This is a genomic window from Pseudomonas arcuscaelestis (genome assembly GCF_016881005.1).
GTDB lineage: Bacteria > Pseudomonadota > Gammaproteobacteria > Pseudomonadales > Pseudomonadaceae > Aquipseudomonas > Aquipseudomonas arcuscaelestis.
The window spans coordinates 142,650-154,737 of the sequence record NZ_JACOPV010000013.1 but is presented as its reverse complement, the minus strand read 5'-3'; the positions used below and the strand labels follow the sequence as shown (position 1 = coordinate 154,737).

8 protein-coding genes are annotated in these 12,088 nt (G+C 59.4%); 2 read left to right on the top strand and 6 right to left on the bottom strand.

What is annotated here, in order from left to right; all coding sequences use genetic code 11:
• Window positions 1-17 precede the first annotated feature (17 nt).
• The 6 genes from H8F21_RS20525 to hrpA all read right to left on the bottom strand — a co-directional run bounded on the left by H8F21_RS20525 (window position 18) and on the right by hrpA (window position 8,877).
• On the bottom strand, window positions 18-1,145 hold the full coding sequence (locus H8F21_RS20525; RefSeq protein WP_203475824.1) for a GNAT family N-acetyltransferase: 1,128 nt from the start codon (window positions 1,143-1,145) through the stop codon (window positions 18-20).
• An 84-nt stretch (window positions 1,146-1,229) separates the two neighbouring features.
• Window positions 1,230-2,543: an OprO/OprP family phosphate-selective porin gene (locus H8F21_RS20520; RefSeq protein ID WP_203585224.1), complete on the bottom strand. Its 1,314-nt coding sequence runs from the start codon at window positions 2,541-2,543 to the stop codon at window positions 1,230-1,232.
• Window positions 2,544-2,741: 198 nt separating this feature from the next.
• Window positions 2,742-2,981, bottom strand: coding sequence for an anti-sigma factor family protein (locus tag H8F21_RS20515; RefSeq protein ID WP_203475826.1), 240 nt, complete (start codon window positions 2,979-2,981; stop codon window positions 2,742-2,744).
• The gene (locus H8F21_RS20510) at window positions 2,975-3,586 is read right to left on the bottom strand and encodes an RNA polymerase sigma factor (RefSeq protein WP_203475827.1); all 612 of its coding nucleotides are present in this window, start codon (window positions 3,584-3,586) and stop codon (window positions 2,975-2,977) included. Before H8F21_RS20510 ends, H8F21_RS20515 begins: the two co-directional genes overlap by 7 nt.
• A gap of 60 nt (window positions 3,587-3,646) precedes the next feature.
• Window positions 3,647-4,768, bottom strand: coding sequence for a beta-ketoacyl-ACP synthase III (locus tag H8F21_RS20505; RefSeq protein ID WP_136477637.1), 1,122 nt, complete (start codon window positions 4,766-4,768; stop codon window positions 3,647-3,649).
• A gap of 203 nt (window positions 4,769-4,971) precedes the next feature.
• Window positions 4,972-8,877, bottom strand: coding sequence for an ATP-dependent RNA helicase HrpA (gene hrpA, locus H8F21_RS20500; protein WP_203585223.1), 3,906 nt, complete (start codon window positions 8,875-8,877; stop codon window positions 4,972-4,974).
• A gap of 440 nt (window positions 8,878-9,317) precedes the next feature.
• On the opposite strand from hrpA, the gene H8F21_RS20495 reads away from it, so the two are divergent.
• Both H8F21_RS20495 and H8F21_RS20490 read left to right on the top strand, forming a co-directional pair.
• Window positions 9,318-10,682 (top strand): glutamine synthetase family protein, encoded by a 1,365-nt coding sequence (locus tag H8F21_RS20495; protein WP_203475829.1) that lies wholly within the window; start codon window positions 9,318-9,320, stop codon window positions 10,680-10,682.
• A 30-nt stretch (window positions 10,683-10,712) separates the two neighbouring features.
• Window positions 10,713-12,020 carry an NAD(P)/FAD-dependent oxidoreductase gene (locus H8F21_RS20490; RefSeq protein WP_203475830.1) on the top strand — a complete coding sequence of 436 codons (1,308 nt, stop codon included), beginning with the start codon at window positions 10,713-10,715 and terminating at the stop codon, window positions 12,018-12,020.
• Window positions 12,021-12,088 lie beyond the last annotated feature (68 nt).

Genomic DNA, 12,088 nt, shown 5'->3' with positions numbered 1-12,088 from the left:
CGACCAGTGCTTTCCCGTTATCCGGCCTGCCGATAAGGCAGTGCCGTGCGTGCCTCTTCGGCATAGGCCAGCACCCCTGCCCGCTCCTGGTGGAGAAACGCCTCCACGGCGCGGCGCAACCCCGGGTGCAACAGGTAATGCCATGAGCGTGTAATCACAGGCTCGAACCCACGAATCAGCTTGTGCTCGCCCTGCGCCCCCGCATCAAATCGCTGCAAGCCTTCAGCAATGGCAAAGTCCATGCCCTGGTAGAAGCAGGTTTCGAAATGCAGCCGGTCAAACTCATCAAGGCACCCCCAGTAACGACCATAGAGACTGTCACCCCCAACCAGGCTGAAGGCCATGGCTACGTCACGCCCTGCCTGGCGGGCCATGACCACACGAATTACCGCGGGCATACGCTCGGCCAACAAACTGAAGAATGACCGGGTCAGGTACGGCGCACGACGCCGCACCGCATAGGTGTTGGCATAACAGGCAAAAACAAAATCCCACTGCGCTTCACTCAGCTCATCGCCCCGGTACCAGCGAAACTCGATACCCTGCCCCGCAACCTGCTCACGCTCCTTGCGCATCTGTTTGCGCTTGCGTGAACTGAGGTTGTCGAGAAAATCCTGAAAGTCGCGGTAGCCCTGGTTGCGCCAGTGAAACTGGCACCCCAGGCGCTCCATCCAGCCTTCGCGGCCGTGCATCACCGCGTTCCCCACATCGTCGGTAAAGTTGATATGCGCGCCGGACAACCCCAACCCGGGCAAATCTTCGGCAAGCTGCTCAACAAGTTCAGCCGCGACGCGAGGATCGCCAAGCAGGCGTGGGCCACACACAGGCGAGAACGGCACGGCGCACAGCAGTTTCGGGTAATAGGCGATGCCCGCCCGCTCACAGGCATCTGCCCAACCGTGATCGAACACGTACTCCCCGAAAGAATGCGACTTCACATAGCACGGCATAGCGGCCTGCAGGTGGCCAGAAGCATCGGCAAACACCCGATGGACCGGTATCCAGCCCGTGTGCCTGCTGACACTGCCGCTGTCCTCCAAGCTGCTCAGGAAAGCGTGACGCAAAAAAGGCTGCTCGCCCGGCACCAGGGCATCCCAGGTGGCAGGTGTGAGCTCGGCAAGCTGTGACAGGATATGGATAGGCATTGCTGCAGTCTGCCTCGTCGCACCGACGAAAAAAAGCCCCGCGAGTGCGGGGCTGAAGATCTAACGGATAAGGAGCGGTGTTGCTTAGAACACGTATTGCGCGCGCATTACGAAGCCGTCGCCACTGTCGTCGCCGGCAGCGTTCTGAGCGTTGTCGACTTTGGCTTTGACATAGACGCCGCTGAGCTTGATCGACTCGTTGGCGTACCAGTTCAGGCCCACGTTGTGCACCTTGGCTTCGACATCGCCAATGTCGGCAAATGCGCCGTTGTCATCATCGACGCTCAGGTGGTCATAGCGGTAGAACAGCTCCCAGGCACCGATCTGCTTGTTCGACGGCTTGATCGCGTCGAACTTGCCAAGCTTGTAGCCACGCGCTTCACCGGTGAGGGTGTAAGCCAATTGACCGTAGTAACCTTCAGACTTGATGTCGCTGAACGCATCGTCATCGGCCTGGGTGTCACGCTTGATGTATTCACCTTGCACCGAGAATGGGCCCATGGCCCATGCAGCTTCCAGGTTCCAGGCCTTGTCGGTGTCAAATGCACCGGCTGGGGTATTGTTGGCACCCCCCAGAACCAGGCGATTGCCGTTGCTGCCCGCATCCTGACCACCATCGGTGCTCACACCACGCATGCCCAGGCGGCTGCGGATACGACCATCAAAGGCAGTATCGGAAAGATCGCGCTGGGCGTAGTTGATACCGAAGTGCAGGACGTTGCCGGCTTCGTGCATCGGCGCGAAGACACCGCGCAGGTTGAACTGCTTGGTGCTGTCGCCATCCTGGTCCTGGTTGGTGGCGTCCTTGGCGAACACACCTACCGAACCGTACAGCGAGTCACCGGCGTTACCGGATGCCTGCAGGCCCATACCGCCGTTGTGCGCGTTGGCCCAGTCGACCAGATCATAAGCAGCGGTACGCTCCTGGGCGGTTACCCACTTGGAGCTGGTGGCTTTTTCCAGACCGAACTCGGGGTCGAAACGGCCCACCTTGATCGAAACTGGCTTGAAGCCGTTGTAGGCCAAAGAGGCTTCGTCGAAGTAGCCGTCTTCGGAACGGTTGTCGCCGCCGGAGTTGTGCGAGAAGTCGTAAGCAATCTGGTAGGCCCAGTCGGTGTACAACACACCGCCCAGTTCCAGGTAGGCGCGACGGAAGTAACCGGCGTCGGCAGTGTTGCCGTTGTTGGTGTAGAAACCGTCAAAACGGCTGTAGTCAGCCTGGATTCGACCGCCCAGCTTGAAGCTGAATTCCTTGTCGGTGGTAGCGACCTCGAGGCCACCTTTGGTCTTGACTACGATATCGGCGCCGTCGGTAGTCACGGTACCCGCGAAAGCCTGGGCGGTAACGGCCATTGCCAAGGCGCTGGCTGCGAAACCTGCGAAGTGCTTACGGATCATCGAAGAAGCTCCCCTACTTTATGGTCTTGATAATGTTGGAAAAACACGCGGCTTTGGCCACTTGTGCTGGGGAGGAATCTTGGCGGGGAGGTGTGTCAGATCAGTGGCTTTTATATAAATCTTTTATGACAGGGGAACTTTTTACTTCGAATGCGAATAAGCCGAAAAGCCCCGTTGCAGAGCCTTCAAGCAGGTTTTTCAGGGGCCGTCGTGAGGTGGGCGTGCTTTCGTCATCTGCTGGACGATTTCATCAACATCGTCTACCGGCGCCTCCGGCATAGCCTTGATCGTCGCTTGGGTCACCCGCATCTGCCTGAGGAATCGCCGGCAGTTCCGGCAAAACAGCAGGTGCTGACGAGCCAGCAGCTTTTCACCGAGGCTGAGTTGCCCGTCGAGGTAATCGCTTGAGCAGGCGACCAGTTCCTTGCAGCTCAGCATTGGCCCGTCTCCTCGAAGTGTTCCAGGGTGGCAAAGACCTTCAATCTTGCCCGGTGCAGCAGCACGCGGACATTGGAGAGCGAGATACCGAGAAGATTACAAATCTCTTCGAGTGGCAATCCCTGACGTTCACGCAGGATCAGAACGCTGCTTTGCAACTGCGACAGACTGAGCAAGGTGTGCTCAAGGCATTCACGCAGTTCATCCTGACTGAGCAGTGCCTCCGGGGAGTCTTCGTGCCACGAGGAAGGCGCGGTCAACCAATGACCATCGCTGGCGAAGCGTGCATCGCCGACAGTGCCATGCGGGGAAGGCAAGTCATCGAGCAGCACCTCGCGGCGATTTTGTTTGTATCGGTTTTTGGCCGCGTTTGCGGTGATGGTCAGCAACCAGGTTTTCAGACTGGAACGGCGCTGAAAGCCTGGCAGGCCACGCACCACCGCCAGCCAGGCATCCTGCACCGCTTCATCGGCCTGACGGCTGCCTAGAATGGCATAGGCCACGGCGCGCATGGCGCCCTGATACGTTGTTACCAGCTCCTTGAATGCCTGTTGATCGGCGAGCAACAGGCGCTCAAGCAAGCGTGCTTCATTATCGGCCGACATCGCCACCTCATTCTGGACGTGCGCAATTGACGTCGAAACGTGCGGCTTGTTACATCAGACTCAGCGCTTGCGCAGAATCACGCTGCCGATCGAGTAGCCAGCACCGAAGGAACTGAGCACACCCAGGGATCCTTTAGCCAAGTCATCCTGGTACTTGTGCAACGCAATTACTGAACCTGCCGAGCTGGTGTTCGCGTAGGTGTCGAGAATCACCGGTGCTTCTTCTTCCTGCGCTTCGCGGCCGAGCAGGCGCTTGACGATCAGGTGGTTCATGCTCAGATTGGCCTGGTGCAGCCAGAAACGTTTGACGTCATTCACGTCGATGGCGTTTTCCGCCAGATGCTGAGCGATCAGTTCAGCGACCATCGGGCAGACCTCACGGAACACCTTGCGGCCTTCCTGGACAAACAGTTTGTCCGGGGAATCGATGCCCTCTTCGGCAGCGCGATTGAGGAAGCCGAAGTTGTTGCGGATATTGTTGGAAAACTGCGTCAGCAGTTTGGTGCTGACAATATCGAACTGGTGCGCAGAGGTTGCCAGGTCGGCGCGTTCCACCAACACCGCAGTCGCCGCATCACCAAAGATGAAGTGGCTGTCACGGTCGCGGAAGTTCAGGTGACCGGTGCAAATCTCCGGACTGATGACCAGTACCGCACGAGCCTGGCCCAACTGCACGCTGTTACAGGCAGTCTGAATACCAAAAGTGGCCGAGGAGCAGGCGACGTTCATGTCGAAGCCAAAGCCGTTGATACCCAGAGCTTGCTGCACTTCGATGGCAACGGCCGGATACGGGCGCTGCAAGTTGGAGCAGGCAACGATCACCGCGTCGACATCGGCAGCGCTGCGGCCGGCGCGTTGCAATGCCTGTTCGGCTGCTTTTACAGCCATTTCGCAGAGGATCGACGGCTCTTCGTTGGAGCGTTCCGGCAAGCGTGGCTTCATGCGCTGGGGATCGAGAATCCCTGCCTTGTCCATGACAAAACGGCTCTTGATACCCGAGGCCTTTTCGATGAACGCGGCGTCGGACGGAGCCAGCGCCTGCACTTCACCGCGTTCGATGGCTTGAGCATTGTCGGCGTTGAACTGCTGCACATAAGCGTTGAAAGACTCCACCAGCTCTTCGTTGGAAATGCTGTTGGCCGGGGTGTACAGGCCGGTGCCGCTGATGACGACGTTATGCACGGTCGTTCCTCTGTTCAGGGGCCGATGCCTGACGGGCACCGGCCTGTTCAATTCGCTTGGCTGGCACTAACGTACCAACTCTTGCACATAATTATCCCGGCACGCGGGACCGCTGCAGGGCACCACATTCGGTAAGCGCTGCTGCCGGCAACAATGACACGGCAGCGGCGAATATCGGCCAAGTGTGCCACAACTCCTGGGGTTTAGGCTTCTACCTGACTCCACTGCTTGCTGAGTCTTTTGTCAGAAACCGGCACCTTGGTGCCCAACTGCTGGGCAAAAAGTGAAACCCGGTACTCTTCCAGCCACCAGCGGTACACCGTCAGCTGTTCATCACGCTTGCCTTCCTGAGCGTGCTTGTCAGCGCGGGCCTTGTACTGCGCCCACAAGTTGCTCAGTTCGCCACTCCAGACCCGGTCCTTCTGCACCTGCGAGCCAAGTTTTTCCAGGCGCAATTCAACCGCCTTGAGGTAGCGCGGCAGCTCCTTGAGCCACACCCCTGGGGTTTCGCGGACAAAGCCCGGATAAACCAGGTTGCTCAACTGCTGTTTGATGTCGTTGAGCGCCACAGCCTGGGCCAGATCGATCTTGCCCTTGAAGCGCTTTTGCAGGCCATGCCAGAGCTTGAGGATCTCCAGGGTCAGGCGGGCCAACCGCTCCGCGTGCTCGGTCCAGCTACCGCGCTTGCGTTCGGCCAGCGAGGCCAAGCCCGCGCCATCGCGAGGCAAGTTGCTTTCTCCTTCCAGAATGCAGCTGTCGAGGCTGGCCAGAAGGATATCCTCCACCAACGCGTCGACGCGCCCCAACTCGCGATACAACAAGCCCAGTTCGGTCAGACCGGGAAGCTTGCCACGCAAAAACTTGGCCGGCTCTGCCAGTTGTTGCAAAAGCAGGCGCTGCAAGGCGCGACGGTGCTGGAACTCGGCTTCGGCGAGGGTTGAGAAGCGTCCTTCCTTGACCGTCCCGTTTTCTTCCACCAACGCCGGATAAACCGTCATGGAAAGACCGGCAATCTTTTGCTGGACGGTTTCGGCAACCTGAGCAAAGGCCTTGGCCTGGACCGGTTGCTGGCTTTTTTCGGTCTGCGGCACAGCCAGTGCAGCCTGACTGGCAGCCGCAAAGCGTGCGGTCAGTTCGGTCAGGTCGCGACCTTCACCAAGAAACTTGCCGTGGGCATCGACCACTTCCAGGTTCATCTTCAGGTGATTGTCCACCTGCCCGGCGGCTTCAGCCCAGGCTTCATCGCTGACCCGAGCCCCGGTCATGCGCAACAATTCACGTCCCAGGGTCTGAGGCAACGAGCCTTCGGCAAAGGTCATGCGTTGCAGGGCGGCCTTGACGAAGTCTGGCACCGGCACGAAGTTCTTGCGCAATGCTTTGGGCAGGTTACGCACCAGGGCAATGCATTTGGCTTCGAGCAAACCCGGCACCAACCACTCCAGGCGTTCGCCCGGCAGGCTTGGCAACAATGGCGCCGGCACCCGCACGGTGACACCATCTCGAGGATGATTGGGCTCGAAGTGATAACTCAGCGCCAGGCTCAAGTCGCCCAGGCGCAAGGTATCTGGATACTGCGCGGCAGTAACTTCACTGGCTTCACGTGCCAGCACGTCTTCTTCGCGCATGATCAGCAGTTGCGGATCTTTCTGGCTGTTGACCCGATACCAACTGTCGAAAGTTGCGGTCTGGTGAATCTCGGCAGGCAGACGCTCTTCATAAAAGCCGTAGAGGGTTTCTTCATCGGCCAGAATGTCGCGGCGCCGGGCCTTGGCTTCAAGCTCGTCAAGTTGCTCGAGCAACTTGCGATTGGCACTCAGGCATTTGGCTTTCGATTGAATTTCGCCACCTACCAGTGCTTCACGAATGAACAACTCTCGTGACATCACCGGGTCGATCGGACCGAAGTGCACCGGACGACGACCGACCACGATCAGGCCATAGAGCGTCACCTGTTCAAAAGCTACCACCTGGCCGCGTTTCTTTTCCCAGTGCGGTTCGAAATGGTTCTTCTTGATCAAGTGGGTTGCCAGCGGTTCGATCCAGTCCGGCTCGATCTTGGCCACCATACGCGCATACAACTTGGTGGTTTCTACCAGCTCAGCGGTCATGATCCACTGTGGGCGCTTCTTGCCCAGGCCCGAAGAGGGATGTACCCAGAAGCGTCGTTGGCGAGCCCCCAGATAATCGCCGTCTTCGGTTTTATGGCCGACCTGGCTGAGCAAGCCGGACAGAATCGCCTTGTGCAACTTCTGGTAATCGGCCGGTTCTTTATTGACGCTCAATTGCAGTTCACGGCAAATCAGGCTCAGTTGCCGGTGAGCATCACGCCATTCACGCAAGCGCAGATAGTTGAGGAAGTTCTTCCGACACCAGTTACGCAGCGGACTGGCAGTCAGGGCCTGGCGTTGCTCTTCAAAGCCACGCCAAAGGCTGAGCAATGCGGCGAAGTCGGAGTCGGCGTCCTTCCATTGCGCATGCGCCTGGTCGGCGGCCTGCTGACGCTCCGGTGGACGCTCGCGTGGGTCTTGCACCGACAAGGCGCTGGCGACAATCAACAACTCGTTGAGGCTGCCCTGCTTGGCACCTTCGAGCAGCATCCGCCCCAGGCGTGGATCGACCGGCAGGCGTGCCAACTGGCGCCCCAGGGGGGTCAACTGGTTCTCACGGTTTACTGCGGAGAGTTCCTGCAACAGGTTGAAGCCATCGCTGATGGCCTTGCCGTCAGGTGGCTCGATAAACGGGAAGGCGTCGATCTCACCCAGGCGCAGGTGCAGCATCTGCAGGATCACTGCAGCCAGGTTGGTGCGCAGAATTTCAGGGTCGGTAAATTCCGGCCGCGCGTTGAAATCTTCTTCGCTGTACAGGCGTACGCAAATACCCGGCTCGACCCGGCCACAACGGCCCTTGCGCTGATTGGCGCTGGCCTGCGACACCGCCTCGATCGGCAGGCGCTGAACCTTGGCGCGGTAGCTGTAGCGGCTGATCCGCGCTGTACCGCTGTCGATCACGTAACGGATACCCGGCACCGTCAACGACGTTTCCGCAACGTTGGTGGCGAGCACCACGCGTCGCCCCGGATGGGACTGGAAAATCTTCTGCTGCTCGGCCGGCGACAAGCGCGCATACAACGGCAAGATTTCGGTGTGGCGCAATTGCGCCTTGCGCAGCATTTCGGCGGCATCGCGGATCTCGCGCTCACCGGGCAGGAATACCAACACATCGCCCGGCCCCTTGCCTTGGCCACGCTCAAAGCTGGCGATCTCGTCGAGTGTGGCGAGAATCGCCTGGTCAACGGTCAGGTCATCTTCTACTTGATTACCTTCCTCGTCCTGCTCGCTGGTCAGCGGTCGGTACCAGGTGTCCACCGGATAAGTACGCCCCGAGACCTCGATGATCGGCGCATCGTTAAAATGCTTGGAGAAGCGTTCAAGGTCGATGGTCGCCGAAGTGATGATGACCTTCAGGTCCGGACGCCGTGGCAGCAAGGTCTTCAAGTAACCGAGCAGGAAGTCGATGTTCAGGCTGCGTTCATGGGCTTCGTCAACAATGATGGTGTCGTAGCGCTCAAGAAAACGGTCGTGCTGGGTTTCGGCAAGAAGAATACCGTCGGTCATCAGTTTGACCAGGGTATTGGCGTCGCTCTGGTCTTCAAAGCGCACCTGGTAACCCACCAGCGCGCCCAGCGGCGTACCCAATTCCTCGGCCACACGCGCGGCGACGCTGCGCGCCGCAATACGCCGGGGCTGTGTGTGGGCAATCAGACCATGCTGGCCACGTCCGAGCTCCAGGCAAATCTTCGGTAACTGAGTGGTTTTACCCGAGCCGGTTTCGCCGGCAATGATCAGCACCTGATGCTTGGCCAGGACCTTCATGATTTCGTCACGCTTGGCCGCAATCGGCAGGCTGTCGTCGTAACGGATGCTCGGCACGCTGGCTTTACGCGCCGCGACCTGTGCGCAGGACGCCTGGACCTTCTCCACCCACTGAGCCAGCCTGGCCTCGTCCGGGCGTTTGCGTATTTCGTGCAGTTGCCGGCGCAGGCGATGACGCTCGGCAATCATTGCATGGTCGAGGTTTTTCAACAGTTGATCGATAGCGTGGTCAGTCATGGGCGCTTTTTAGTCGTGCAGGTGAGCCTGCTTTTTCATGATCGGCATAGGAAGGGCTGCGATTGTCGCAGATTTGCCCCCGCTCGGCACGGTCAGGGTGGCGCGATGATTGTTTAGCGCTAGGCAAACTGAAGGTATACAAAGGCTGATTTAATGAACCTTCGCTGGCATGGGAGTATCGCGGCATGACTTCGCCCCTGTGTAAGCCCCGTTCGCTGTTGCGCCCTTCGTTTCCGAAGGTACGGGCTCGCTCTGGGGAAAACCCGCTGGTTCACATTATTCTCGCCTTCTGGGCCTTGTGGCACTGCCGCCATGCCCGCCCACCAGATAACGCTCTCGCCTTAGACTGATTTCATCGGCCAGCCTTGGCCTACCTGTCTTTGACTGTCGCCCCATAGCGGAAACAGTCCTGTGCGCCTGATGGCGCTAGCGAGAACTGCATGCAATTTGCCTCCATCGAGCAAGCCCGAACATTCCTGGCACAAAACCCGGATATCGAGATGATCGAACTGTTCATTCTTGATGCCAACGGCGTGCCACGCGGCAAGCTGCTACACCGTGAAGAGCTGTTAGCGGTGTATGAAAGCGGCCGACCACTGCCCAGCACCATCCTCGGCTTGACCCTCAATGGCGACGATGTGGAAAACTCCGGGTTGGTCTGGGATGTGGGTGATATCGACTGTCGCGCCTACCCTCTGAAAGACAGCCTGGTGCGTTTACCCTGGCGGCAGATTCCCACCGCAGCGGTGCAGGTCAGCATGCACCCTAGCGAAGGCATGCCGGCTACCATCGCCGATCCGCGCCATCTACTGGTCAAGGTGATCGATGCGCTCAAGGCCGAGGGTTACCACCCGGTGATGGCCTGTGAGCTGGAGTTCTACCTGCTCGATCAGAAGCGTGACCATCAGGGACGTCCGCAACCCGCCCTGGACAGCGATGGCGCACGCCCACGCGGCACGCAAGTGTACGGCCTGCGCGAACTGGAACAGATCGAGCCGTTCCTTGCCGACCTCTATAGTGCTTGCAAGGCCCAAGGTATTCCGGCGCGCACAGCGATTTCCGAATACGCCCCAGGCCAGGTCGAAATCACCCTGGAGCATGGCGATGCCTTGCTGGCCATGGATCAGGCTGTTCGCTACAAGCGCCTGGTAAAAGGTGTGGCTCACAAGCACGGCATGCAGGCCTGCTTCATGGCCAAACCGTTCGATCACCTCGCCGGGACCGGCATGCACATGCATGTGAGTCTGGCCGACGCTGAAGGCAACAACCTTTACGCCAGCGACGACAAGGCCGGTACACCACTGCTGCGCCAGTCGGTGGCCGGTATGCTCAAGCACCTGCTCGATTCGCTGCTGCTGTTCTGCCCCAATGCCAACTCCTATCGCCGCTTCCAGGCCAATAGCTACGCACCGCTGGCGCCGACCTGGGGCGTCGACAACCGCACCGTAAGCATGCGCGTGCCAGGCGGCCCAGCCAACAGCCGTCATATTGAGCACCGCATCTGTGGCGCCGACGCCAACCCTTACCTGGCCGCAGCCGCCATTCTCGCCAGCCTGCACAGCGGCATTCGTCAGCAGCTCGACCCGGGCGCCCCGGTCGAAGGCAATGGCTACGCCCAGGCCAAGGAACTGCTACCTACCGAATGGCTCGCCTCGCTCAAGGCGCTGGAAGCGTCGGAGTGGGCGCGTGAAGCATTCGGCGAAGCGTTTCTGGGTGTGTACCTGGCGGTCAAGCGTGCCGAGTACCGACAGTTCATGGCCGAAGTCGGCGAACAGGACTGGCGTTGGTATCTGACCCAGGCCTGAGCCCTTTTATTTTTGCGCCAAGGATTTTTTATGAATGCAGCCGTGAACACCAGCACCGCCCAGCGCAGTGCCTCCTATTACACCGCCAGTCTCAACGACACCACCCAGTACCCGACGCTCAAAGGTACCGTGAAGGTCGATGTCGTAATCATTGGTGGCGGCTTCACTGGCGTTGCCAGCGCCGTCGAACTGGCCGAGCGCGGCCTCAAGGTTGCCATTGTCGAGACCAACCGCATTGGTTGGGGCGCCAGCGGGCGCAACGGCGGCCAGGTCACTGGCAGCCTTTCCGGTGACGAGGCAATGCGCAAGCAGATGCGCGAAAAGCTTGGCGACGACGTCGATGACTTCATCTGGCAACTGCGCTGGCGCGGCCACCAGATCATCGAGCAGCGGGTCGCGCGCTACGGGATTGAATGCGACCTCAAGCACGGTCATTTGCATGCGGCAATGAAAGCTTCGCACATGAAAGAACTGCAGGCCTTTGAGGCCGAAGCCCAGCGCCGCGGCATGGGTGATCAGGTGCAATTGCTCGATCGGCATGCGGTCAGCAAACACCTGCAAAGCCCGCTGTACATTGGCGCCTTGAAGAACCTGCGCAACCTGCACCTGCATCCGCTCAACCTGTGCCTGGGCGAAGCCCGTGCAGCCCACAGCCTTGGTGCATTGATCTTCGAAAACTCCGAAGTACTGGAGATCGTCCACGGCGATCACCCGGCAGTGGTAACGGCGCAGGGACGCGTCGAAGCCAAGCAGATCCTGTTAGCCGGTGATGTCTACCACAAACTGGAAAAGCGTCAGCTCAAGGGCAAGATATTCCCGGCCATGGGCGGCATCGTGACCACCGCCCCACTCGGGGAGTTGGCAGCACAAATCAACCCTCAGGACCTGGCGGTTTATGACTGCCGCTTTGTTCTCGACTATTACCGTATGACGGCTGACGGTCGCCTGCTGTTCGGGGGTGGCGCCAACTATTCAGGTCGTGACTCGCGTGACATTGCCGGCGAGCTGCGTCCCTGCATCGAGCGCACCTTCCCGGCATTGAAAGGGGTGCCACTGGAGTTCCAGTGGAGTTGCGCCATGGGCATCGTGGTCAACCGTATTCCGCAGCTGGGCAAGCTCTCGGACAACGTCTGGTATTGCCAGGGCTATTCCGGACACGGCATTGCCACCAGCCACATCATGGGTGAAATCATGGCTGAGGCACTGACCGGCACGCTGGAGAAGTTCGATACCTTTGCCGGCTGCAAACACATCAAAGTGCCGATGGGCGATGTGCTGGGCAATCCGTTGCTGGCGGCAGGCATGTGGTACTACCAAATGCTCGAGAAATTGCGCTGAAACCAAGGCAAAACGAGAAAGGGCCGCAAAGCGGCCCTTTTTTCCGGCAACGCCGGTTGCTGTGACAG